We start from the raw sequence: 25,337 nt of genomic DNA, 5'->3' as shown, positions 1-25,337 counted from the left end.
CAGGCCGCAACGGCGCGGGCTTGCCCTCCAGCAGTGGGTCGAGCGCATCCATCGACGCCATGAGCCCGGTGAGCTCGTAGGACTTGATGAGGAACGGCAACCCGTTGGACCGCAATGGGTCTGGCGAGTCCATGACGTGGAAGTGCAGATGCGGCGCGTCGGTGTTCCCGGTGTTGCCCAGGTTGGCGATCACCTGGCCCGACGTGAGTCGATCGCCGACCTTCACCTTGACGCTGCCGGTCTTCAGGTGCGCATAGAACGCGTACCTCTTCTCGGTGCCTCCGCCGGAGATGTCCTGCACGACGTGGTTGCCGCCGTATTGCTCGAGCTCGAGCCCAGTCGGAGATCTGCCTGCGACTTGTTCGGGCAGCCCGTCGAGGACGGCGACGACGGGTCCGTCGGCCACGGCGTGGATGTCGACGCCGAAGTACGGATAGCTCTCCACCTTCGCTTGATCGCCCTTGAAGAGGGTGCCGTTGGCGCCGAGCTGCACGTAGTCGATGGCGAACCGCTCGGCGGCCCACAGCTGTCCGTTGAGGGGGTTCATGGCCATCCGGTGGGCGGTCATGTCGCAACAACTGTTGCCGTCCAACCAGTTTGGACCATCAAGCGGCGGTGAGATGGCGACCGGCGGCTGCGTGGACACCGTAACGCGAGCGACGTCGTCCTGGATCATGGTGGCAGGCAGCAGCGGAGGCATCGGCTTGGCGAGGTCGACCACGATCGTGTGGGTCAGCTCGGTCGGTGCTGGTGTCCCCGGATCGAGCGCGACGTCGAGCCACACCAGGCCGGCCCGGCCCGGCCCGAGCGTGGTGGTCGGCGTCGCGTTGTCGCCGAGCGCGCGGGTCCAATAGGACAGTTGGCCACCGGCCAGGGTCAGGAGGTCGGCATCTCCGGCCTTGACGGACAACGACTTCAACGTCACGGCGTCCGGCATGGCGTTGGTCAGTTGCAGCTCGTAGGCAAGGTGCACCTTGCCGTCCGTGGCGGGTACCGGGACGGGAGCAGCCAGCACACTGGCCAGCACCGGGGTGGCCGCGGCCGCGTCGGCCGCGGCGGCCGTGGTCGGCGCGGGAGCAGGCGGTTCGGCCGAACTGCTCGGTGCGGGCGAACCCGTTTGAGTGGTCGGGGATTCTGTCGTGTTGGCGCAGGCGGCGACGAGGGCAACCGCGCCCAGAATCGCGAGCGTGTTCTGGACGGAGCGGTGCATGAGGCGATCCTATGGCCCAGGTTCCGGATCGCGAGCGGCTTCGGGATCCGGGCTGAACGGTTGCGCCGGTAAGACTTCCACGTCGGCCCCGTTCGTTACGGTCACTTCGGTTTCAGCCCCTTCGGCTACGGCCCCTTCGGATGCGGCTCCTTCGGCTGCGGCCCCTTCGGTTTGGATGAAGGCCGCGTCGGGGTCGGCATCCGGGTCCAGGTCCTTCTCGGTGCGGAACACGAAGAAGAAGACCACCCAGCCGATCGCGGAGATGAAGATCCAGCTGACCAGCCGGTAGATCAGCATCGTCGAGATCGCCGAGGCCAGGGTCATCCCGCTGGACACCAGACCGGGGACCAGGACGGCCTCGACGACCAGCAGACCGCCCGGCATCAACGGGATCGAGCCGACCGCCCGCGCCGCCGCGTAGGCGACGGTCAGTCCGGCCAGCGACGGCTTGCCGCCCGCCGCGTACGCCGCGAACGCCAGACACGCCACGTCGGCGATCCAGTTGAAGAGTGACCAGCTGAAGGCGGTCCCCAGTGCGCGGCGGGACAGGCTCACCGATTCGAGTTGGCGCAGCATCTCGCGCCACTTGTCGAGGCCGACGTCCGCGGGTTTGCCTCGCAGCGAGTTGAACCAGGACAGCAGGCGCACGCCGATGCCGTCGATCTGCTGAGGGTTCGACGCCACGGTCTGCGCCAGCACCAGCAGTGCGACGAAGCCACCGAGCGTGAAGATCAGCGACAGCGGGTTCTTGCTGGCACCGAGCAGGAACGCACCACCGAGACCGAGAAGGGCAAGGCCGACGACCTGCAGCACGCCCGACATCACCAGCTGCCAGGAGGCGACGACGGGGGAGGCGCCCCACATCCGTTGCTGGCGGTAGACGAACGTCGCCGAGAGGACGGGACCACCCGGCATCGTCGTGGACAGCGCGTTGCCTGCGTAGAAGGCCGCCTCCGACCGCCACTGCTTCACGTGTACGCCCGCGGACTTCAGCAGGGTGCGTTGAATCTGCGCGAAGCTGTGCATCGACGCCAGAGCCGCCAGCACGGCCGCAAGCACCCACCACCAGTTGGCGGAGATGAGGCTCTTCCAGGCCTTGGCCAGTTGATCCCACACCAGCACGATCTCGACGGTCAGCACGATTGCGGCGATACCGATCAGCACCCACCGCGCCCACCAGTACTTGCCCCGCTGGCGGGTCGTTTCGGTGCAGCTCTCGGGATCGACTTCCCGGGTCGCTTCGCTCCTGGCCTCCGGCATGTCGCGCGGCACGCCTATCAGGGTAACGGCGGTGACCACGACGAACGAGAGTGCCGGCGTGGGCGCGTCGAGTCGTTACGCTACCGGGATGCCACAGGGCCCTACCCCAGATGCCGACGTTTCCGTGACACCACTCGTAGCCAAGGCGGCGGCTTGGTCGTGGCGGCTGCTGGTGATCTTCGCCGCGCTCGTCGCGTTGCTGTGGGTGGTCAAGCACCTCGAAGTGATCGTGGTGCCAGTGCTGCTCGCGACGATGATCACGGCGATGCTGGTGCCGCTCGTCGACTACCTCGACCGACGTGGGCTGGCCCGGGGGGCGGCGGTGGCCTTGGTGCTGCTGGCGAGCATCGTCGTGGTCGGCGGCATCCTGACGTTTGTCGTCAGCCAGTTCATCCAGGGCGCGCCAGCGCTGGTCGACCAGGTGACCATCAGCATCTCGAATGCCAAGCAATCGCTCGACACCGGGTTGCTGTCCCACTTCAGCAACGACCAGATCCAGAGCGCGACGACGACGGCCATCGACACGCTGAAGAACAATCAGGCCAAGTTGACGTCCGGGGCCTTGTCCACCGCGGGCACCATCACCGAGATCGTCACCGGGGCGTTCCTGGTGTTCTTCACCCTGATCTTCCTGCTGCACGGCGGGCGCCACATCTACGCCTTCGTGACGAAGATCTTCCCCGTGTCGGTGCGTGAGCGTGTCCGCGATTCCGGGCGGGCCGGCTTTCACTCGCTCATCGGCTACGTGCGGGCCACGTTCCTGGTTGCCCTCGTCGACGCCATCGGCATCGGCACGGGCCTGGCGATCATGGGGATTCCGCTGGCGTTGCCACTGGCATCGCTGGTGTTTCTCGGCGCCTTCATCCCGCTGATCGGCGCGGTGATCGCGGGCGGGCTGGCGGTGATCGTGGCGCTGATCGCCAAGGGCTGGGTGTACGCGCTGATCACGTTCGGCCTGATCATCGCCGTTCAGCAGCTCGAATCGCACATCCTGCAGCCCCTGGTGATGGGCCGCGCCGTGTCGATTCACCCGCTCGCGGTGGTGCTCGCGATCGCCACCGGGGGCGTGACGGCCGGAATCGTCGGAGCTCTGCTCGCGGTGCCGATCGTCGCGGTGGTCAACAGCGCGGCCCGTGTGCTGCTGGCGGACGATCCCGCTGCCGAAGAGGCCGTCCTCGCCGCCGACGTGGGGCCGGCGATCTCAGCCGACGCCGACGATCTGGACGGCCCGAGCCGAGAAGGTTAGAGACGGCCTTCGCGGCGCAGCAGGTCGGCCGCGCTGACCCCGCCGCCGCGGCGCTTCGGGTTCTTCGCGTCGGCGTCCCGAGCTTCCTGAGCCTCCTGGATCTCGCGCGCGTCGATCTTCTCGGTGGCGTCGGACTCCGGCGGTCGCTGGGTGGGGATCGCGGTGGTCGGCGGCTCGGCGGCGGGCGGTTGGCGCCGCTCACGCTGCGCGGGCTTGGCCTCGCCCTGCGGCGGGCGCTGGCTGGCGCCCGCGCCGTTGCCGCGCAGGTCGCCGAGCCACGACTCGATCTCGCGGCCGCCGCTGCCACTGGATCCGCGTCCGCGCGACGGTGCCGCACCGCGGGGCGTACCCGACCTGCCCGCCTCGGCGCGCGGCGGCGTCGGCAGCCGCGTGGTGGCATCGCCGGTGGGCGGGGTGGACAACCGCGTCGTCGGCGGCTCGACGGGGGAGGCTGGCGGCGTCGTCGTCGGAATGCGGGTGGTGCCTGCGGCCGACGGCGGACTCACGCGTTGCGGCGGAACCTTGCCGGTGGCGAGCGACCGTTGGCCGGCTTGCGGGTGGGTGGGGTCGTGTGGGGTTAGGGCCCGCACGGGTGCACCCGCGCCGACGAGTGCCTCGGAGTCCACCTCGGTGTCGCGGGCGGCTGGCCGCTTGCGCTCGTCGGGCAACTCGACTTCACCGAGGCCGAGGCGCTCCTGGATGCGCTTCATCCAACGCGGCGCCCACCAGCAGTCGTCGCCGAGCATCTTCATGATCGCGGGCACCAGGAACATACGAATGATGGTGGCGTCCAACAGAAGTGCCAGCAGCAGACCGAAGGCGAGATACTTCATCATCACCAGGTCGGAGAAGACGAACGCACCCGCGACGACGGCCAGGATGAGCGCGGCGCCGGTGATCAGACGGCCCGTCGTGGCCGTGCCGATGCGGATCGCCTCGGCGGTGGAGAGCCCGCGCGCGCGGGCCTCGACCATTCGGGAGACGAGGAACACCTCGTAGTCGGTGGACAGGCCCCAGATGACGGCGATGATCAACCCGATCATCGGAGCCATCAGCGGCTGCGGCGTGTAGTTCATCAGCCCAGACCCGTGCCCGTCGACGAACATCCACGTCAAGATGCCCATCGTCGAACCAAGCGTCAGGGCGCTCATCAAGGCGGCCTTGATCGGCAGCACGAGCGATCCGAACGCGAGGAACATCAGGATCGTGGTGGTCAGGATGAGCACGACCACCATCAGCGGCAGCCGGTCGAACAGGCTCTGGATGCTGTCCTGTTCCAGGGCTGGCGTACCGCCGACCCAGATCGACACGCCCTTGGGCGCTGGGATGCTGCGAAGCTCTTCGATCTTCTTGGCGGCGTCGTTGCGCTCGACGAGGCCGTTCTGCAGGACGCAGGGCATGTCCTTCGACAGGCAGGGGTGGCCCTGGCCGTCGGCGCCCACCGGGATGGCGGGATCCTTCACGTCGGGCGCCACGGCGCGCTCATCCCAGGTGCCGGTGAAGCCGGTGATCTGAGAGGCCTTGTTCTTGACTTCGGCGAGCTGTTCGGGTGACGCGTGCTGGACGACCAGCGTCAGCTTCTCGGTGCGGTACCCGGGGAAGCTGGAGTCGAATGCGTTCTGGGCTTGGCGCACCGCGTTGTCCGGCGGCAGGTACTTCTCGCTGATGCCGCCGAGGGCGAGCTGGCCGAGCGGGATCACCAGCAGGATCATCACGATGACGATCGGAAGCGCGAACGCGCCGGGCCGCTTCATCACGCGGTTGACGAGGACACCCCAGAAGCCCTTCTCGACTTCTGCCCGGGTCTTGGTCTTCTGCGTCTTCTCGGTGAGGAAGTTCAGCCACCAGACGGTGATCTTGCGGATCGGCGGGACGTACCGGGCCAGCGCCAGGATCGCGGTGACCGTGGCGCAGAAGATCACGATGCCCAGCAGGATCCAGAACAGGGCGCCTTCGATGATGCCTGCGTCGCGTAGTGCGTAGACGCCGTAGCCAAGCCACGCGTACAGGCCGACGTAGGCGATGACGAGGCCGATGAGCGCCAGGTCCGCGCCCTGCTCGCCCGTCTTCTTGATCTGGGTACGGGCCACGTGCCCCAGCGCGATACCGGCTGGCGGGAACAGGATGGCCGCCGGGATCGTGGGTATCGCGAGCGGGTTCTTCTTCGGGTTGGCCGGGTCCGAGTGGATCGTGTTCGGCAGCGCGAACTTGGTCAGCGAATTGACACCGAGGGCGTCGACGCGGGGTCCGAGGACGGCCAGGGCGGCGATGAGCACCGTGTTCGACATGATCGCCGCGAGCATGACCGAGGCGATGATCGCGTACGTGATCGATTTGAGGAAGCCCTGCGGGAAGAGCAGCAGCGGGACCGACGACGCGACGATGATCACCGCGGAGAACATGACGGTGCGGCCCGACGTCATCATCGTCCGTCGTACCGCGGTCTCGGTGTCGTATCCCTCGGCGATCTCCTCCCGGAATCTGCTCACGATGAAGAGGCCGTAGTCGATGGCGATGCCAAGGCCGATCAGGGTGACCACCGGCTGGGCGAAGAAGTGCACGGGAGTGAACTCGGCGGCCAGGCGCATGATGCCCAGCGCGCCCATGATGGTCAGACCGCCGATGATGGCGGGCAGGCTTGCCGCGATGACGGTGCCGAACACGAAGAACAGCACCACTGCGACCAGCGGGATGGCCGCGACCTCGGCGCGCTTCTGGTCGTCACCGATGGTGCCGGTGAGTTCACTGGCGATGGGTTGCAGCCCCGCGAGCTTGATCTTGCCGTCGTCGACCGTCTGAAGGTCGGGCTGGATGGTCTTGTAATTCTTCAGGATGGTGTCGTCGTCGTCACCCTTGAGCGGCATGACGATGAACGTGCGAGTGCCGTCGTTGGCCAGGGCCGCGTTGGTGGTCGGGTCTCCGGATGGGGCTTCCAGATACCCCCGCCAGTAGAGGATCTGATCGGGGTGATCGGCCACTACCTGGTCGAGTTCGTCCTTGACCTTCTTGGACCACTGCGGGTCGTTGGCCTTCTTCCCGTCGGGCGCGTCGAGGACGGCCACGATGTGACTGAGCCGGTCTCGGCCGTACACGTCGTCGGCGAGTTCGGAGGCCGCGACAGATTGACTCGTCTCGTCGTAGAAGCCGCTCTGGGTGACGTGTTGCCCCAGGCTTGCTCCGAAGATGCCGCCGCCAACGCACAGGGCGACCATGACACCGATGACTATGTATCGGTACCGGTACACCGTTCGACCCCACCAGGCGAACACGTCGGCTCCTAACTGATCTTCTTCAAGTTCTCTTGCACCTCGGCTGCTTCTACGCGCGCGAGGTGAGTAGCGACGACAGCGGCCGGAACGGCTGCAGCCACGCCCCCTGTTGGGGCAACGAATCGAGGCCGATTCGCGGTAGCGACTCTCGGAAGACACCGGGGATGTCCTCGAGGTCGACGAACTCCAAGGTATCCGACGCTAACGCCCAACTCGCATGTTCGCGAAATCCGAGGACGCTGACGGGGGTACCTTCGCGGGCGATCTCCTCCAACGGTAGGCGGAAGGCCTGCCCGTCGGCGGACGCCACGATTACGCTGGCCAGGCCTTCGCGTTTGCGCAGCGCGATGTGGTCCAACATGTCGCTGTCGACGTCACTGTCGTCATCGATCTTCGGCTTGGCGAACACGGCAAAGCCGACGTTGCGCAAGGCCTCCACCCACGGGCGCACCACGTCGGCGCTGCCGGGTGCGATGTTGGTGAAGACCGTGGCCTCCGGCTCCAGCCTGACCTGCGGTTCCTCGGGGGCCCGGCCGCCGGCCAGTTCGGCGGTGCGGGCCAGCAGCCAGCGCCCCAGCGCGTCGAACCGTGGGCGGTGCGCCGCGGTGGGCCTGCCGCCCAGGATCGAACCCAGCCCCATGTCGAGGTTGGGGGCGTCCCACACCAGGAGGACTCGGTGCGGTGCGCATTCGTTGGTGGCGGCCTCGTTCGTGGTGACCTCAGTGGTGACCCCATCGGTGCCGTCGGCGGTCTCCGACCCGGCATCTTCCATCTCGTGGGTCACACTCATAGCGGCTTCTCCCAGACGAGCTCGGTGACGGCGCTTCCCGCGCTGTGTGCCTTGCCCTCGTACTTGGTGACGGGCCTGCGCACCGAGATGGGAACCTCGGCGGCATCGGAGGGGCCGACGTCGAGTCGACGCAGGGTGGGCTCCGCGTCACCGACCTCGGCGATCTGTTCGGCGTATCCGGCGTGGTCGGTGGCGGCATGCAGGATGCCGCCCGGTCGGAGGCGGTCGGCGATCAGTGCGACGGTCCCGGCCTGCAGGAGTCGGCGCTTGTGGTGACGGACCTTGGGCCAGGGGTCGGGGAAGAACACCCGCACACCGGTCAGCGACGCCGACGGCAGCATGTGCTCGAGCACGTCGACGCCGTCGCCGCGGACGAGTCGCACGTTGGTGAGGCCTTCACGGTCGATGCCGTTGAGGAGCTGGGCGAGCCCGCGGCGGTAGACCTCGACGGCGATCACGTCGAGATCGGGCTCCTGAGCGGCCATCGCGACCGTCGAGGTACCGGTGCCGCAGCCGATCTCGAGAATGAGTGGCGCCGACCGACCGAACCACGACGCGGTGTCCAGCGCGCCCGCCACCTGGCCGTCGGCGTCCCTGGCCTGCATGCCGAGCTCGGCCCAGCGACGGTCCCAGGTTTCGCGCTGGAGCCCGGACAGCGCCGAGCGGCGCGAGCGGAAGCTGGTGACGCGGGGAAAGGAGCGCGCGGCGTGGCCGGCGTCCTCGGAGGTCACGGGGGTCTCCAACGTCGTCGCAGGGGTCTCCAACGTCTCGGAGGCGGCCTCCTCCCGCTGCACGTGCATCCGTCCATCGTGGCCCATGAAGGCCTGTGTACCCGCATCGTGGTGCAATTCGATACCCAACAGTTGCCTTTGCCCGCTATGGCGGGCCCCGTGAATTCGCCGCCGGTTCGGGGTGCGCCGGGGTGCGAGGATGGCATGCGGGGGTTCTCGTCGTGTCAGATCTTTTCGCCGATCAGCTGTGTCAGTTCGCTGAGGAGTCATGCTGCCGACAGTTGTTGCCCATCGCGGCGCGCTTGCGTCAGCCGGTCCGAGTAGCCGTCTCTGGGCGCAGTGGAACCGGCCGGACCACGGTGTCTGCCGCGTTGTCCACCGCATTGCGGCAGCGCGGTGTGGTCGTGGCACCGGACGGCCGCGCGTTCGACGTTCTGCTGTGGGTCGTCGCGGAGTTCGTCAAGTCCGAGGACGTGGCCGCGGTGGGCTCGGCAGCCAAGCCGTCGCTGATCGTCCTCACCAAGGCCGATCTGGCGGGCCATGGACCTGGCGGTCCCACCGAGGTCGCCCGGCGCAGGGCCGCGGCCATCGAGGGCCTGACGGGCATCCCGACGGTCCCGATGGTCGGCCTGCTCGCTGCGCTCGACGCCGCGGCTGGACTCGACGACGAACTGGTGGCCGCGTTGCGGGCCTTCACGGAAACGCCGCCCAACCTCTCCGGCGTGGACGCGTTCGTCGACGACCCGCATCCGGTGAGTCGCGACGTGCGGGTGCGGCTCCTCGATCGCCTCGACCGATTCGGGATAGCCCACGCCGTCGTGGCACTTGCCGGCGGCGTCGCTTCCCGTGACGTGCCGGAGCGGTTGCGGCGCCTCGGCAACGCCGACGAGGTGATGGCGGTGCTTGATGGGGCGGTGGCGCAGGCCCGGTACCGCCGCGTGTGCCATGCGCTGATCGAAATACGCACGCTCGCAGTACAACTGGAGTCCAGCGAGCTGTCCGCGCTACTGGCGACGGATGAGTCGGTGTTCGGTGCCATGTCCGCCGCCGTCGCGGTCGTCGAGGCCGACGGCCTGGTGGTGGATCGCGGTGACTCCGCGTCGGCACACCTCGACCGCGCGGTGCGCTGGCGGCGATACGGGCGGGGGCCGGTGAACGCGCTGCACCGCGCATGCAGCGCCGACATCGTGCGTGGCTCGCTGCGGCTCCTTGCGGCCGCGGGGGAGTCGTCACCGTGATGTCACCGTGACTGTGTCCCGTCGGGTCGTCCTGGTGGTGGGGCCGCGACTGTCCGGAGTCGGCGGCGTCGTCCGGACACTTCGACGACACCTGCCCGAACACGCGGTGATGGAGCAGGCGGACTTGCGCCAGCGGGTCCCGGATGCCGTCGTCGCCGTCATGTCCGCCACCGCACCGCTGGTGGCGTCGGACTGGTCGGCGATCGAGCGCGTCGCGTGGCGCACCGACCTGGTGGTGGGGGTGGTGTCCAAGATCGACGCGCATCGCGGCTGGCGGGCCGTGCTCGACGAAGACCGGGCGACGGTGGCGGGGTTGGTGCCGCATCGCGCGTCGATGCCGTGGCTGGGCGTGGCCGCCGCGCCAGACGTGGGCGCACCCATCGTCACCGAGCTCGTCGACCTCTTGCGCGAGGTCCTCGCCGATCCTGCACTCGATCGGCGGAATGCATTGCGTCGGAGCACTTCACGTGGGTCCGGGTCGGCGCGAGCGGTGGCCGACGCCGAGCTGCGGCGCGCTTTGCAGAGGGCCCGGATGCCGCTGCTGCACTTCGTCCGCGATCGTTGCGCCGGGCTGCGCAACGACTTTCGCGACGCCGCGGCGACCATGCCGCGGGGCGGGGCGCCGGGCTTGGCGGCGATGGTGCGGGATCGGGCCTGGCAGTTCCTCGCCGAACTCGACACCGAACTCGACGCGGCCGTCGGCGCGGTCGCTGCCGAACTGCCGGTGACCGAATCGCGGGCGGTCAGTCTGCCCGGTCCTCCGGATCTGACCCCGCCCGCATCGGCGTCGCGCCGACTGGAGGCTCGGCTGATGGCCGTGCTCGGGGCGGGCTTCGGGGTGGGGGTCGCGTTGGCGTCGAGCCGGGTGGTCGCCGGGTTGGCGCCCGGGGCCTCGGTCGCCGCCTTGGCCGTGGGCGTGGCGGTCGGGGTGGCGCTGACCACGTGGGTGGTGCGGACCCGCGGGCTGCTCCTCGATCGCGCGTTGGGCGAGAGGTGGTCGGTGGAGGTCACGACGACTTTGAGGTGGCATGCGGAGGCGGTCGTGACTGAACGATTGCTCGGTGTCCAGAGCGATTTCTCAACTCGCCAAGGGCCCCGATATCAAATCAGCGTTTCTGAATCGTTCCTGTGAGGGATCGGACATACTCCCGATTTACCGCGGGTATGTCACCCGCGTTAACCTCAGTCAAGGGTTCTTCCGCGACCGCCAGCAGGACAGTTCAGGAGAGTTTGATGACCTCAGCGACCATTCCAGGCCTGGAAAGCGCACCGACCAAACACGAAGGGCTGCTGGCTTGGGTCCGCGAGGTCGCAGAATTGACTCAGCCCGACCGCGTGGTGTTCGCCGACGGCTCCGAAGAGGAGTATCAGCGCCTCGCCGCACACCTCGTCGACGCGGGCACCTTTCAGAAGCTGAACGACGCGAAGCAGCCGAATTCGTATCTGGCGCTGTCTGATCCGTCCGACGTGGCGCGGGTGGAATCGCGGACCTACATCTGTTCCGAGCGCGAGATCGATGCGGGCCCAACCAACAACTGGATGGATCCCGCCGAGATGCGGGAGCTGATGACGGGCCTCTACCGCGGCTCGATGCGCGGCAGGACCCTGTGGGTGGTGCCCTTCTGCATGGGCCCGATCGACGCCGAGGACCCCAAGCTCGGCGTCGAGATCACCGACTCGGAGTACGTCGTCGTGTCGATGCGCACGATGACCCGGATGGGCCAGGCTGCGCTCGACAAGATCGGCGACGACGGGTTCTTCGTGAAGGCGCTGCACTCGATCGGCGCGCCCCTGGAGCCCGGCCAGGCGGACGTGCCGTGGCCCTGCAACGACACCAAGTACATCACCCACTTCCCGGAGACCCGGGAGATCTGGAGCTACGGCTCCGGTTACGGCGGCAACGCCCTGCTCGGAAAGAAGTGCTACTCGCTGCGCATCGCGTCGGCGATGGCGCACGACGAGGGCTGGCTGGCCGAGCACATGCTGATCCTCAAGCTCATCTCACCGGAGAACAAGGCCTACTTCATCGCCGCGGCGTTCCCGTCGGCGTGCGGCAAGACCAATCTCGCGATGCTGCAGCCCACCATCCCGGGGTGGCGCGCCGAGACCGTCGGCGACGACATCGCTTGGATGCGGTTCGGCAAGGATGGTCGGCTCTACGCCGTCAACCCCGAGTTCGGCTTCTTCGGCGTGGCGCCGGGCACCAACTGGAAATCCAACCCGAACGCGATGAAGACCATCGCCGCGGGCAACACCGTCTTCACCAACGTCGCCAAGACCGACGACGGTGACGTGTGGTGGGAAGGTCTCGAGGGCGACCCCGACCACCTCATCGACTGGAAGGGCCACGACTGGGACCGCGAGTCGGACACCAAGGCAGCGCACCCGAACTCGCGCTACTGCACCCCGATCTCGCAGTGCCCGACCTTGGCCCCCGAGTGGGACGATCCGCAGGGCGTGCCCATCTCGGCGATCCTCTTCGGTGGCCGCCGCAAGACGACGGTCCCGTTGATCACGCAGGCCCGCGACTGGCAGCACGGCGTGTTCATCGGCGCCACCCTCGGGTCCGAGCAGACCGCGGCCGCCGAGGGCAAGGTCGGTACCGTGCGTCGCGATCCGATGGCGATGCTGCCGTTCCTCGGCTACAACGTCGGCGACTACTTCCAGCACTGGATCAATCTCGGCAAGAACGCCGACGAGTCGAAGATGCCCGCGGTGTTCTTCGTCAACTGGTTCCGTCGCGGTGGTGACGGTCGATTCCTATGGCCGGGATTCGGCGAGAACAGTCGAGTGCTGAAGTGGGCCATCGAGCGGATCGAGCATCGAGCCGACGGCAAGAGCACCCCGATCGGCATCGTCCCGACGGCCGCCGACTTGGACCTCGAAGGTCTCGACGTCAAGCCGGCCGACGTCGACGAGGCGCTGGCGGTCAACGCCGACGAGTGGCGCAAGGAACTGCCACTCATCGAGGAGTGGTTCGAGTTCGTCGGCGAGAAGCTACCCACCGGCATCAAGGACGAGTTCGACGCGCTGAAGACCAGGCTCGCCGAAAGCGGTTAGGACGACTTGGCCCTGGTGTGCCGGTAGGCCGCCTTGGCGAGTTGAAGCAGGCGACTGCCGAAGTGCGCGTCCCGATAGTGCACGATGAAGGTGATCCGCGTGGAGCCCGGCGGGCATGGCATGGTCGCGTGGTAGGAACGGTAGCCCCAGAACAGATAGGCGTTGCCGGGCGTAAACGCGACGATCTCGGCGTCTCGGGTCACGTCGGTCTTCCGTAGGAATCGTCTCTGGTACGCGTCGGTCTGGGTGATCGACTTTTCGGCGACGTTGTGCGCCGCGAATTTTCGGAAGGGTCGCCGGTTCGGGTACAGCACCAACTCGCCAGACTGTCCCGGCTCGCCGTCGGGGATGTCGATCGGGATCACCATGGTGACGACGGATGCGTCGTAATGAAACCAGAGGGGCTTGTCCAAGGCGTCAGGGCCAGAAACGATCCGGACTCCGCACTCGAGCCGGCGGTCCCGTTGGTCTCCGTGGGGATGGCCTTCGGTGGCCACGCGATCGAACAGCTCGGCCAGCCGCGGATCGTTGGCGAGTTCACCGACGAACGACGGGCCGTCCTCGTCGAGGCCCGCGAGCATCGCCTCGTGCACCTCTGACGCGGCGGCTCTCGCGTACTCGCGCGCCCTGGCCAGCCACTGCGGATCGACTGCCGACTCCAGGCAGGCAATGCCGCGCTGATCGATCTGTTCGACGACGTCGCGCGCGCAGGTCGTCAGATCGTCGGGCAGTGCCGTGGGGCTGGGGCGTGTCGGTGCGGACATCGGGGTCCTTCTCTTCGTCGGCGGACGGAGTCGACGGTGTGTCTCGACTCTCGATACAAAGTTAGCGTGAGCAACTATAGCTAGACAATACTTTTGTAATAATTCGCAGTTACCTGCAAATTGACGGTGAAGACTCGCGTCTGGCTACGGCATCTGACTTCGCCAGACATGCGTGCCCAGGGCGAGTCGGCGGACTGCCCGCGATGGTAGATCTCTCCAGACTTGACGGATGTCAAGTCTTGGGGGGTCTCGCGGTCGGGCCTCGAAGCCACGCCGTACAGTCCCCTCATGCAGATCCGCGAGCACCTTGGCAGCGGCAAGCCAGCTGTCGTCCTGCACCCGTCGGGCACCGTCGTCACGTTCGACGACCTGGAGGCGCGCGCCAACCGGCTCGCCCACCACTTCAGGTCGCGCGGGCTGCGTGAAGGCGACGCCGTCGCCATCCTCATGGAGAACAACGAGCACTTTCACGCGGTCATGTGGGCCGCACGGCGCAGTGGTCTGTACTACGTGCCGATCAATACCCATCTGACCGCCGCCGAGGCGGCTTACATCGTCGACAACAGCAATGCCAAGGCGATCGTCGGGTCCGACGCGTTGCGAAGGGTGTGCGAAGACCTCGCCGAGCACCTTCCCTGCGGACTGCCTCCGACGTTGCTGATCGCGGACGGTGAGCTCTCCGGTTGGCAGTCCTATCCGGAATGCGTTGCCGATCAACCGGATACACCCATCGACGATGAGTGGGAGGGCGATCTGCTTCAGTACTCGTCAGGCACGACCGGCCGCCCCAAGGGCATCAAGCGCGCCCTTGCGCACGTCGCACCCGCCGACGCGCCAGGGTTGATGTCGGCGTTGGTCGGCGTCTGGATGCACCCCGGCGCCGTCTATCTCAGCCCCGCGCCGCTGTATCACACCGCTCCGTCGGTGTGGTCGATGAACGTTCAGGCCGCCGGTCACACGACGGTCGTGATGGAGAAGTTCGACGCCGAGGGCTGCCTGGAAGCCATTGCGCGGCACCGGATCACCCATGGTCAGTTCGTGCCCGCCATGTTCACCCGGATGCTGAAACTGCCCGAGGACGTGCGCAACTCGTATGACGTATCAAGCCTGGAGCGGGTGATCCACGCCGCCGCACCGTGCCCCGTCGAGATCAAGAAGCAGATGATCGACTGGTGGGGTCCGATCGTGGACGAGTACTACGCCTCATCGGAGGCGCACGGATCGACCCTCATCTCGGCCGACGAGTGGCTCACCCATCCGGGGTCGGTCGGCAGGCCGATGTCGGGCGGCCTTCACATCCTCGACGAGAACGGTGACGAGGCCCCGGTCGGACAGCCAGGGGAGATCTACTTCGAGGGCGGCAACAGCTTCGAGTACCTGAACGATCCCGAGAAGACTGCGTCGTCCCGCAGCGCTCAGGGCTGGATGACGGTGGGGGACATCGGTTATCTCGACGAGGAGGGCTATCTCTATCTGACCGACCGACGCCACCACATGATCATCTCGGGCGGGGTGAACATCTATCCGCAGGAAGCCGAGAACCTCTTGGTGACCCATCCGAAGGTGATGGATGCCGCGGTGTTCGGCATCCCGGACGACGAGATGGGTCAGAGCGTCAAGGGCGTCGTGCAAGCCGTGGATCCCGCGGACGCCACCGACGCGTTCGCCGACGAGCTGTTGGCGTGGCTGCGGGAGCGCCTGGCGCATTACAAGTGTCCGCGTTCGATCTCCTTCGAGGGGCAGTTGCCGCGGACCGACACGGGCAAGCTGTACAAGCAGGAGTTGATCACCAAGTACTCCCGTTGATCCGAGCCGCATCCGGCGAGACTCCCAGCCGATGCCCAGGCGCGACATCTGGGTATTGAGAAATAAACTCAGCTGTGATGGGCTTGGATCCGACATGGAGCACTTCACCTTCGGCCGCAACAACGGTCTGCGCGTTTCCGCCCTGGCGCTCGGCGCTGGGAACTTCGGCACCGGCTGGGGGTACGGCGCCGACCCCGACACTGCACGCGCCATCGTCGACCGGTTCGCCGAAGCGGGCGGCACCTTCATCGACACGGCCGCCGGGTACCAGGTTGGCGAATCCGAGGAAAACCTCGGCCGCATCCTGAGCGGGCGCCGTGAGCAGTTCTCGATCGCCACCAAGTTCGCCATCGGCGGGACGCCCGCGGGCAGCGGGGTGCTTCAGACGGGCAACGGCCGCCGCGCGATGTTCCGTTCGGTGGAGGACAGTCTGCGCAGGCTCGGTACCGACTACGTCGACCTGCTATGGGTGCACTTTCCCGATTTCGTCACCCCGATCGACGAGATCGTGCGCGCCTTCGACGATCTCGCGAGCGCAGGCAAGATCCTCTACGCCGGGCTGTCGAACTTCCCGGCCTGGATGACCTCCCGTGGTGTCACGCTCGCGGAGCTGCGCGGGTGGGCTCCGATTTCCGGCGTGCAGTTCGAGTACAGCCTCGTCGAGCGCAGTGGCGACCGGGACAATCTCCCGATGGCGGAGGCGCTCGGAATCGGTGCCGCCCTGTGGTCACCGCTCGGCGGGGGACTGCTGACGGGCAAGTACCGCAGCAGCGCCGAGGGCAGGCTCACCGGGTGGAACCGGCTGGTGCACGCGGAGGACGAACCGGTCAAGGCGGCCACGGTAGACGCCGTGCTCGCGGCCGCCGACGCGCTGGGCGTGCCCGCGGCGCGGGTGGCAGTGGCATGGCTGTTGGAGCGCGCACGCCGGTCGACGACGGGCGTGGTGCCGATCATCGGTCCGCGGACCGTCGACCAACTGGACGACTACGTCGCCGCGCTGGACGTCACGCTCGGCGACGAGATCTACGACCGGCTCGACGAGGCCAGCCGGATTCCGCTGGGGCAGCCCCACGAGCAGAACGTCGAGCGGGCCTCAGTCGTCGTGGGTGGCGAAGGATTCGGGCGTCGCCCGATCCCCGCAGCGTGACGTCGACGCGCACCCTCGCGCCGGGGAGATGACGGCGTCCGTCAGGAGTTGACGGGGGTCCGTCAGGACGCCGACAGCTCGGCGGTGCGACTGGCGATCAGCAGCTCGGTCGTGAGCCGGATGTGTGTCTCGGTCAACTTCACCGTGAGGTCGGCGTTCCGCGCGATCGCCGCCTTCATCATGTCGTGGTGTTCGCGGGCCACGTCGCGATGGGTGCTGCGATGTGCGGGCCGCGACCAGCACCTGTAGACCTCGGAGATCGAGCGCAGTCGCACGGCGGTGTCGACGAGGTAGGCGTTCTCGCAGCCAGCAAGAATCGCCACGTGAAAGGCTTCGTGCGCGGTCAACCACTCCTCGGTCATCCCGTCGGCGAAGGTGGAATCGCCGATGCGGGCCAGGGCGTGGTGGCTCGCCACCACGGAGGACTCCCATGCGATGTCCCCGGACGCGATGGCCTGCCGGGTCACCAGGGTTTCGATGGCGACGCGGGCATCGGTGAGTTGGGCCAGGCGTTCGATGGAGACGTCGACGACCCGGAATCCCAGTTGCGCCTCTGACTCCGCGAGCCCTTGCTCGACGAGGCGGGGCAGCACTTCTCGCAGCACGCCGGAACTCACCGCGTACCGCTTGCCAAGGTCGACGAACCCGAGGCGGGAGCCCGGGGCGAGCCGCCCGTTGAGGATGTCGGCTCGGATCTGACCGAGGACCACGTCGGAGCGGGTCGGGCTCACTGATCGGGGACGCGCCATGCCGACACCCTAGCGAAGTTTCGAAATTTGTCACGCTGCCGTTGGAAGGAGCGGGCGGTGCAATATTTCGAAATAATCTTGACATCTCGAATTCTCCCTGGTTGTGTGAGTGACACCACAACGGTGGTTGGTCGTAACGACAATCACGACTCAGAGAGGCGAACGAGTGCGCATCGCAACATGGTCCGGTCGAACGGTGATGATTTCTCCCGACGAGGCATCGATGGTCGACATCGCGAGAGCAAGCGACGGAGAGTTCGGGCCCGACCCACGCCGGGTGTACGACGCATGGGACGAATTCCTAGCCTGGGCGGCCACCGCGTCCATCGACTTCGCGGCCGATGGCGCGCCGGTCCCACTCGAAGCGCTCGGACCCCCGTCGCCAGATCCGCGGCAGGTCTTCGCGATCGGGCTCAACTACCGAGACCACGCCGACGAGGCGGGGCTGGCGTACCCGGACTCACCGACGACGTTCACCAAGTGGGTAGGCAGCTTCGCCGGCCCGGTCGGCCATCTCGCACTGTCCGCGGAGACCGTCGATTGGGAGGCCGAGCTCGTCGTCGTGATCGGGCGTCGGGCCGACCGCGTCGCGGCGGCTGACGCCTGGTCCCACGTGGCGGGCCTGACCGTCGGGCAGGACTTCTCCGAACGGACGCTTCAGCTTTCCGGGCCTGCTCCGCAGTTCTCGCTCGGCAAGTCGTTCCCGGGATTCGCGCCGCAGGGTCCGTGGCTCGTCACACCGGACGAGATCGCTGCACCCGACAACGTCGCGATCGAATGCAGGATCAACGGCGAGACCGTGCAGAAGAGCTCGACCAGCCGCCTCATCTTCTCCGTGCCGACTCTGCTGGAGCGGCTGTCGTCAGTACTTCCGTTGCTGCCAGGCGACGTCATCTTCACCGGGACACCTGCCGGCGTCGGTGGCGCCCGCACGCCGGCGCGTTACCTCCAGGTCGGTGATGTGGTCGAGACATCCATCGAAGGCATCGGCAGTCTGCGCCAAGTGTGCGTCGCCAGCTAGCCGCGTCCAACCACGGAAGGATTCTCGATGACCCTGCATCGACTCACCAGCATCACGATCGGTGTACCGGACGTTCGGAGCACCGCTGACTATTACGCGGACTTCGGACTGACACCCACCGCCGCGACCAACGGCGCGTCCGAGGTCGCGAAGTTCAGCACACTCGACGGTGGGGAGCAGCTGGTCATCGCCCACGCCCCCCGTCGACGCCTACTCGATCTCGGAGTCGGTGTCGACGACCCCGATGACCTCGACCGGGTGGCGCGGGCGATGGACAGGCTCGACGTCAAGACCGTGCGTTCCGCGACGTCGGTGGAGGCCTTCGATCCCGGCACTCAGGTGCGAGTGCGGGTGGAGATCGCACCGCGCGTAGAGTCCGAGCCCACCCCCGCGCCGGTATACAACAGGCCGGGCGTGATCGCCCGCGAGAACGCGCGTGCTGAATCAGTGTTGCGCGAAGGTCGGGTCAGGCCAAGGAAACTCGGGCACGTCGTCCTTGGCTCCACCGATCAGGAGGCATCTCAGCGGTTCTTCACCGACGGTGTCGGTTTCAAGGTGAGTGACACGGTGAAGGGCATCGCCGCGTTCATGCGCTGTTCGACCGACCACCACAACATCATGGTGCAGAGCGCGCCGACGAACCTGCTGCACCACACCTCTTGGCTCGTCGACGACGTCGACGAGGTCGGCCGGGGTGCCGCGCGGATGCTGGAACAGGACCCGCAGCGGCATGTCTGGGGACTGGGCCGCCACGCCATCGGCTCGAACTTCTTCTGGTATCTCAAGGATCCGGCGGGCAACTTCTCTGAGTACTACTCCGACATCGACTGCATCGTCGACGACGCGCTATGGGTGCCGGGCGTGTGGGAAGGTGCACGGTCGCTTTACGATTGGGGTCCGCCACCGCCGCCGTCGTTCCTCGCACCCGAGGACCTCGCCGAGCTGATGACGGGATCCCACTCGTCATGAGCGTGGAGACGAACCGGCCGAGCGCTACCCGGGCTGACGCACCCCTCGGCGTCGATTCCGCGATGGGCCGCTTCGCGGCCCGCATCGCTCACCGATTCGGGGTTGACGTATCCGACTACGGGCTGCTCCATGCCTGGTCGATCTCAGAGCCAGAGAGTTTCTGGGGCGAGGTGTGGGACTTCTTCGGCATGGTGTCGTCTCAGTCCTACGACACCGTCCTCGAGAACCGCCAGATGCCCGGCGCGAGGTGGTTCACCGGTGCCCGGCTGAACTACGCCGATCAGGTGTTGCGCCATGTCGGCTCGTTGAGTACCCCGGCGATCGTCGTGGTCGCCGAAGACGGCAACCGTCACGACGTCAGCTGGGAGGATCTCGGGCATCGTGTCACTGCCTTCGCAGCCACGTTGCGATCGGCGGGTGTGGTGCCCGGCGACCGCGTGGTCGGCTACCTGCCGAATGCCGACGAGGCGATCGTCGCCTTCCTGGGGACGGCGGCAGTCGGGGCGGTGTGGGCATGCTGTGCACCCGACTACGGAGCGTCAGCCGCCAGTGATCGCCTCGCTCAACTGGAGCCGACGGTATTGATCGGCGCCACGGCGTACTCCTTCGGCGGGGTGCTGCGTGACCGTCGGGATGTCCTCGGCGAGTTGGTGGTTCGGCTCGCGCCGCGCGTCGTGGTGACCGTTCCACGGGGCGGCCTCGACATGGAGCCCGCCGACCGCATCGCGGGGCCGCAGTGGCTCACCTGGGCGGAGGCCGTCGCACCGAGCGGTGACGAGCCGCTTCGCACGGAGCAGGTCCCGCCCGACCATCCGCTGTGGGTCCTGTTCTCGTCGGGGACGACGGGCATCCCGAAGGGCATCGTGCACGGCCACGCAGGCGTCGCCGTGACGCACTTGGCATTCCTCGGCCTGCAGCAGGACCTGGCCGCTGGCGACATCCTGTTCTGGTACACGACCACCAACTGGATGCTGTGGAACGTCGTGGTGTCGGCACTGCTGACCGGTGCCACCACCGTCGCCTACGAGGGGAGCCCGACCTTTCCAACGGCGGACCGGCTGTGGGAGATCGCTGAGGAGTGCGGTGTCAACCAGTTGGGCACCAATCCCGGGTACCTGCAAGTGACGGCTTCAGCCGGCCTGCGCCCCGGCCGCGCACATGACCTGTCGCAGCTCGCCAGGATCATGGTGACCGGCGCGCCGGTGTCCGAATCGCTCTACCAGTGGGCCGCCGACGCCGTGTCGCCGGACATCCCGCTGATCTCGACCAGCGGTGGAACGGACGTCGTCAGTTCATTCGTGGGCGGCGCGCCTGGCCTGCCGGTTCGTCCAGGAGAGATTCCGGGCCCGCTGCTCGGCGTGGCGGTCGAAGCGTTCGACCAGTCCGGAAAGCCGGTCCGCGACACCGTTGGGGAACTCGTCGTGACGCTGCCGATGCCGTCGATGCCGGTGAGGTTCTGGAACGACCCGGATGAAAAACGGTACCGGCAAGCGTATTTCGACGTGTATCCCGGGATCTGGCGGCACGGCGACTGGGTCACCCACACCAGCCGTGGCTCCTTCGTCGTGCACGGTCGGTCGGACTCCACGCTCAACCGCAACGGCGTGCGCATCGGATCGGCGGATCTGTACAACGTGGTCGAAGGCGTCGGTGGTGTCTCCGAGGCGCTCGTGCTGGGCGTCGAACTCCCGGATGGCACCTATCGCATGCCGATGTTCCTCGTCCCGCAGACGGACGCCGTCGTCGACGACGAGGCCATCGATCTGATCCGGCACCGACTCAGGACTGAATGCTCCCCCCGACACGTGCCCGACGAGTTCCATGTCGTGCCAGCGATCCCACACACCAAGACCGGCAAGAAACTCGAGGTGCCGCTCAAGCGGATCCTGCAGGGCGCCCCAGCCGAGGACGTGCTGAGCCTCGGAGCCATCGATCGACCCGAACTCGTGTCGTTCTACGTCGATCTCGCCCAGCGGTGGGGTGACGAGAAGAAGCACCGTGACGGGACGAATCTCGGTCAAGATGAGCCATCAGTACAGCAAAGGAGCTGAAGTCATGGTCCACCAGGTCAATGGAATCCGGTTGAGGCCCAACCGCTTACGATCCGAGGCCCGACGTCGCTGGCGTGCGGCGCTGGCCGCTGCAGCCGTCGTCGCGGTAGTGGTCACGGGCTGTGGCACCGACGGGAAACCCGCCAGCGAGGCCACGTCGTCTGGGGACCGGTTGTCCCTGGTGGTTGGTGTGCGGGACGTCTCGGTGCCCCAGGCCGCCTTGAACTGGATGGTGGCGCAGGGGTACTTCGAGGATGCCGGACTTGACGTCACGATCAAGATCGGTGAGGCTGCGCACACCAGTCAGTTGGTCGCCGGTCAGGTCGACCTCTACCAGGGCGCTCAAGGTGGATTGTTCGGAATCATCAACTCCGGCAAGCAAGTCAAGACCATCTACGGCGTCGACGCCGGCATCAGCGGCTGGGTGGTGGCGTCGAACGAGTCGGTCAAGACCCCGTCGGACTGCAAGTCCGTCACCACGGCCACCCCCGGGACGGTCTTCTACGCATGGACGAAGCAACTGGAGCGCATCTACGACGCCGACTGGCAACTTACGCAACTGACTTCGGTCCCGGCGATCACGGCCAACGTCGTTGGTGGACGCACCGATTGCGCGACCGGCAACATCTCGTACTTCCAGAGAGGCATCGACGAAGGCAGATTGCGGGTGATCTTCGACCCCAGCGATGAATCGAATCTGCCGCCGGGCTGGCCGACTCTGGGTGTCGACGACGTCATCGGAGGCATCCCGGCGACGCTCGCGGCGAAGAAGCCGGCAGTGGAGAAGTTCTTGAAGACGTATGCCGCGGCCATGCCGGATTATCTTGCAGCCGACCCGAAGGACATCGCTCAGGCTCTGATGTCCTTCAACCCCAAGTTCGCGGCAGTGGGATCGCGAGACGTGCTGGCGAAGGGGGTGGAGAACTTCAAACCGCTCCTCAGCCCGAACTCCGGCTACATCTCCGATGAAACCTGGTCCCACACGGTGGATTTCTTCAGGCAGGGGGGGCTGGACTTTCTCGGCAATGATCCGAGTCGGTTCGACTACGCGAACGTGGTGGACATGTCGTACTACGATGCAGCGATTGGAAGGCAATGACTAATTTGTCGGAGTTCTCGGTCCGCTCCCGACCCGGCGGTGACTCACTCGAAAATGGTCGCGCCACAGGCGCTTCCATCGAATTCCGGGACGTCGGATACCACTATCCCAGCGGGTTGGAGGTGATCAAGGACCTCAACCTCGGTGTCGCGAGTGGGCAGAGCATCGGCATCGTCGGACCCAGCGGGTGCGGAAAGAGCACCGTGCTGAGCCTCATCGCTGGACTGCGCCAGGCGCAGGCAGGAGACGTGCAGGTGCGCCCGGACCAATCGGGCCGCCACCTGCTGAGCATGGTCTTCCAGAAGGACACCGTGCTGCCCTGGCTCACGGTCGAGCAGAACGTCCGAATGCACTACGGCTTCAAGAAGGGCGCGGCAGCGCGGAAGCGCAGGGGAACGTCGCGGCAGGCGGTGGACCGGCAGATCCGGGAGCTCATCGCCATGGTTCATCTGGAGGGCTTCGAGAAGGCATATCCGTATCAGCTCTCCGGCGGAATGCGCCGTAGGGTGGCGGTTCTCACCAGCGTCGCAGCATTTCCTCAGGTTCTTCTCCTCGACGAGCCGTTCTCGGCGATCGACGAGCCCAGCAGGGTAGCGATCCATCAAGACGTCTTCGACATCGTGCGGGAACTCGGAATCACCATGGTGCTCGTCACGCACGATCTCGCCGAAGCGGCCAGCTTGTGCGACGAGGTCTACATCATGGGGCCCCGCCCGACATTCGTCTACAGCAAGCACGAGGTCGACTTCGGCCCGAAGCGAGACATGATGGCGCTGCGCGAGAGTCCCGCCTTCCTCGATCTCTACAGCCGGCTCTGGCGTGATCTCCACCTGCAGATCGATGCCTCACACGCCAACGAACCAGCGCGAGTCAACGCAGAGGGAGTGCAGTGATGACAACCAAGACGTTGGGCGGCACCGTGCAGGATGTGCGAGCATCTCGGCTACCCACCGAGCGCTCGGCGAACTCGGTGAAACGACGGCTCAACACCCAGTCGAAAGTCGTGGTGGTCGCGGCACAGGCGTTGGTCGCGGTGCTGGTGCTCTTGGCATGGGAGTTCATCCCCAAGATCGGTGGGCTCTCGCAGTGGAAGCTCCTCGATCCGTACTTCATCAGCTCACCGACGCGGGTCTACGCCAGCCTGGTGAACCTCCTCTTCGGCCGGGACGGTGTGCCTGCCGTGTGGGACTACCTCGCGCCGACCTTCGTGGCGTCCCTGGTAGGACTGGCCATCGCGATGGCGGTCGGCGGCCTGATCGGTCTGTTTCTCGGGAGCTTCGACTTCGTCGGTGCGGTGTTTCGTCCCTTCGTGGTCGCGCTGAACGCCGTACCGCGGGTGGCGCTGATTCCCATCGTCGTGGTGATCTTCGGAAGTGGGCTGCAGAGTTCCATCGTGATCTCCTTCATGGTGGTCTTCTTCGTGGCGCTGTTCAATGCCTACGAGGGCTCCAGGACCGTCGAGGCACACGTTCGGCAGAACGCGCGTCTGCTGGGTGCCTCCGGATGGGACATCATGTGGAAGGTCCGGTTTCCCTACTCGTTGGCCTGGACGCTGTCCAGCCTCCCCATTGCCGTCAGCTTCGCCATCGTCTCAGTGGTGACTGGTGAAATCCTCACGGGCGCATCCGGGATGGGACTTCTGATCACCACTGCGACCAACGCGGCCGATACCAGCATGACGTTCGCGGTCATCATCGTGCTCTCGGTGTGCGCCCTGTTGATGCTCTGGGTTGCCGAAGAGTTCAAGCGCCGGGCGCTTCATTGGTGGATCCAGACGGAGTGACGTCAGTCGCGTCGGTTCCGCACGTGTTCGGCCTTTCGAGCTACAGGAGATCGAATCAGTGAGCAACATCGCTCAGATCGCGTTGTGCACGGCGGACCTGCCCCGCACGGTCCGGATCTTGGTGGAGGCCATCGGGTTCGCCAATGCGGGAGGTCGGCCGAGGTGGGGCGCGGACGCAGCTCAGATTCAGGAGCTGCCGTCCGGGGACGACACCTCGGTCATGATGTGGTGGTTGGTCGGCGGCCAGGACTTCGTTCAGGTCGAACTGTTCCACCACACGGTGCCCGCCCAACGTCCACGTCGGGCGGATTGGACGCCCGCCGATCTCGGGTGGGTTCGATTCGGCATCGTGGTTGCAGACTTCGACCTGACCCTGACCCGGCTGCACCGCGCGGGGTGCCCGACATTGACGGAGCCCGTCGCGGTGAATGGTGCGCGCCGGGTGTGTTTTCGTGAACCGGGTACGGACACCATCATCGAGATCATGGAAGCGGCCTTGGAGGACGCCGTGGTCCCGACGGGCATCTGCGACGACCGCGCCTCGATGCCGAGGTTGGCATACGCGGCGGTCTCCGTGTCCGATCTCGCAGGCGCCCGTCGTTACTTCGGTGAGGCATTCGGATTGTCCGAACTCGCGCCCGACGCCATCCATCGGCCCGAGCACGAGGCCATGTGGGGTTTCGACGCTCCCGTCCGGACGTGCGCGGTCTTTCGCGCTCGCGACGTGCTGCTCGAGGTGGTGCACTATGAACGCCCCGCACCGAACCCGCCGCCCGAGGACGGGCTGCTGAGCGATCAAGGCATCATGAATGTCGCCATCGGCTATCGCGACCGCGACGAAATGCTCCACGCGCTCGCCGCGGCGGAATCGCTCGGCGCATCGGCATCGACCCCGCCGCCCGACGTGTCTGGCGGGGTGTATCTGCGAATCGTCGACAGGATGTCCGTCGAATTGCTCCTCGTTCCCGAAGAGCTGGACGCCGCATACGGTTTCGAGCGTCAAGGACAGCTCCCGCCAGGAAGGGCGCCCGCTCCCGCGACTGCCACGGCGTAATCGATCGGATCTAGCGCAGCCACACCCGGGACGCGTCGTTCGGGGCGATCTGAACGAACACCAGCTTGCCAGTCAACGAAGGGAACGTGA

The 25,337-nt window shown here is 66.7% G+C and carries 19 protein-coding genes and 1 pseudogene; 13 read left to right on the top strand and 7 right to left on the bottom strand.

Features of this window, described 5'->3' with window-relative positions; all coding sequences use genetic code 11:
* Positions 1–1,210, bottom strand: a 1,210-nt coding sequence (locus ABW137_RS19750; RefSeq protein ID WP_526403061.1) for a M23 family metallopeptidase, incomplete at its 3' end; no start/stop codon positions are given.
* Positions 1,211–1,335: 125 nt separating this feature from the next.
* Positions 1,336–2,482 (bottom strand): annotated as a pseudogene (locus ABW137_RS19745) (lysylphosphatidylglycerol synthase transmembrane domain-containing protein).
* A 76-nt stretch (positions 2,483–2,558) separates the two neighbouring features.
* Between ABW137_RS19745 and ABW137_RS19740 the strand changes: the two are divergent.
* On the top strand, positions 2,559–3,716 hold the full coding sequence (locus ABW137_RS19740; protein ID WP_526403059.1) for an AI-2E family transporter: 1,158 nt from the start codon (positions 2,559–2,561) through the stop codon (positions 3,714–3,716).
* On the opposite strand, the gene ABW137_RS19735 is transcribed toward ABW137_RS19740, so the two are convergent.
* From ABW137_RS19735 to trmB, 3 genes are read right to left on the bottom strand one after another with little or no spacing between them, the layout of a single operon-like run.
* Entirely contained in the window at positions 3,713–6,985 is a 3,273-nt protein-coding gene (locus ABW137_RS19735; protein ID WP_526403057.1) for an MMPL family transporter, read from the bottom strand. The genes ABW137_RS19740 and ABW137_RS19735 overlap by 4 nt on opposite strands.
* 49 nt (positions 6,986–7,034) lie before the next feature.
* Entirely contained in the window at positions 7,035–7,775 is a 741-nt protein-coding gene (locus ABW137_RS19730) for an NYN domain-containing protein (RefSeq protein ID WP_526403055.1), read from the bottom strand.
* Entirely contained in the window at positions 7,772–8,593 is an 822-nt protein-coding gene (gene trmB, locus ABW137_RS19725; protein WP_526403054.1) for a tRNA (guanosine(46)-N7)-methyltransferase TrmB, read from the bottom strand. Before trmB ends, ABW137_RS19730 begins: the two co-directional genes overlap by 4 nt.
* Positions 8,594–8,727: 134 nt before the next feature.
* On the opposite strand from trmB, the gene ABW137_RS19720 reads away from it, so the two are divergent.
* The 3 genes from ABW137_RS19720 to ABW137_RS19710 all read left to right on the top strand — a co-directional run bounded on the left by ABW137_RS19720 (position 8,728) and on the right by ABW137_RS19710 (position 12,804).
* On the top strand, positions 8,728–9,744 hold the full coding sequence (locus tag ABW137_RS19720; RefSeq protein WP_526403052.1) for a hypothetical protein: 1,017 nt from the start codon (positions 8,728–8,730) through the stop codon (positions 9,742–9,744).
* 7 nt (positions 9,745–9,751) lie between these two features.
* Positions 9,752–10,876 (top strand): hypothetical protein, encoded by a 1,125-nt coding sequence (locus ABW137_RS19715; protein ID WP_526403050.1) that lies wholly within the window; start codon positions 9,752–9,754, stop codon positions 10,874–10,876.
* Between the two features lie 101 nt (positions 10,877–10,977).
* Positions 10,978–12,804 (top strand): phosphoenolpyruvate carboxykinase (GTP), encoded by a 1,827-nt coding sequence (locus ABW137_RS19710; RefSeq protein WP_526403048.1) that lies wholly within the window; start codon positions 10,978–10,980, stop codon positions 12,802–12,804.
* Here ABW137_RS19710 and ABW137_RS19705 read toward each other — a convergent pair.
* Positions 12,801–13,568, bottom strand: a complete 768-nt coding sequence (locus ABW137_RS19705; RefSeq protein WP_526403046.1) for a hypothetical protein — start codon at positions 13,566–13,568, stop codon at positions 12,801–12,803. The genes ABW137_RS19710 and ABW137_RS19705 overlap by 4 nt on opposite strands.
* Before the next feature lie 288 nt (positions 13,569–13,856).
* Between ABW137_RS19705 and fadD4 the strand changes: the two genes are divergently transcribed.
* Positions 13,857–15,374, top strand: coding sequence for a fatty-acid--CoA ligase FadD4 (fadD4, locus tag ABW137_RS19700; RefSeq protein WP_526403044.1), 1,518 nt, complete (start codon positions 13,857–13,859; stop codon positions 15,372–15,374).
* Between the two features lie 94 nt (positions 15,375–15,468).
* On the top strand, positions 15,469–16,521 hold the full coding sequence (locus ABW137_RS19695; protein ID WP_526403042.1) for an aldo/keto reductase: 1,053 nt from the start codon (positions 15,469–15,471) through the stop codon (positions 16,519–16,521).
* Positions 16,522–16,583: 62 nt separating this feature from the next.
* On the opposite strand, the gene ABW137_RS19690 is transcribed toward ABW137_RS19695, so the two are convergent.
* A complete protein-coding gene (locus tag ABW137_RS19690) occupies positions 16,584–17,270 on the bottom strand; it encodes a GntR family transcriptional regulator (protein WP_526403040.1) in 687 nt (228 codons plus the stop codon).
* Positions 17,271–17,436: 166 nt separating this feature from the next.
* Between ABW137_RS19690 and ABW137_RS19685 the strand changes: the two genes are divergently transcribed.
* From ABW137_RS19685 to ABW137_RS19655, 7 genes are read left to right on the top strand one after another with little or no spacing between them, the layout of a single operon-like run.
* Positions 17,437–18,291, top strand: coding sequence for a fumarylacetoacetate hydrolase family protein (locus tag ABW137_RS19685; RefSeq protein WP_526403038.1), 855 nt, complete (start codon positions 17,437–17,439; stop codon positions 18,289–18,291).
* Between the two features lie 27 nt (positions 18,292–18,318).
* Positions 18,319–19,260 (top strand): VOC family protein, encoded by a 942-nt coding sequence (locus ABW137_RS19680; RefSeq protein WP_526403036.1) that lies wholly within the window; start codon positions 18,319–18,321, stop codon positions 19,258–19,260.
* Entirely contained in the window at positions 19,257–21,311 is a 2,055-nt protein-coding gene (locus tag ABW137_RS19675) for an acetoacetate--CoA ligase (RefSeq protein ID WP_526403034.1), read from the top strand. Before ABW137_RS19680 ends, ABW137_RS19675 begins: the two co-directional genes overlap by 4 nt.
* A 4-nt stretch (positions 21,312–21,315) precedes the next feature.
* Positions 21,316–22,410 carry an ABC transporter substrate-binding protein gene (locus tag ABW137_RS19670; protein ID WP_526403032.1) on the top strand — a complete coding sequence of 365 codons (1,095 nt, stop codon included), beginning with the start codon at positions 21,316–21,318 and terminating at the stop codon, positions 22,408–22,410.
* Complete coding sequence (locus tag ABW137_RS19665) at positions 22,407–23,303, top strand: ABC transporter ATP-binding protein (protein WP_526403030.1); 897 nt, start codon at positions 22,407–22,409, stop codon at positions 23,301–23,303. The genes ABW137_RS19670 and ABW137_RS19665 overlap by 4 nt, the downstream gene beginning before the upstream one ends.
* Positions 23,303–24,193: an ABC transporter permease gene (locus ABW137_RS19660; RefSeq protein WP_526403028.1), complete on the top strand. Its 891-nt coding sequence runs from the start codon at positions 23,303–23,305 to the stop codon at positions 24,191–24,193. The genes ABW137_RS19665 and ABW137_RS19660 overlap by 1 nt, the downstream gene beginning before the upstream one ends.
* A gap of 58 nt (positions 24,194–24,251) precedes the next feature.
* Positions 24,252–25,247, top strand: a complete 996-nt coding sequence (locus tag ABW137_RS19655; protein WP_526403026.1) for a hypothetical protein — start codon at positions 24,252–24,254, stop codon at positions 25,245–25,247.
* Positions 25,248–25,337 lie beyond the last annotated feature (90 nt).

It is taken from the genome of Mycobacterium sp. (assembly GCF_040509115.1).
Classification (GTDB): domain Bacteria; phylum Actinomycetota; class Actinomycetes; order Mycobacteriales; family Mycobacteriaceae; genus Mycobacterium.
This window is presented reverse-complemented; position numbering and strand designations above follow the sequence as displayed.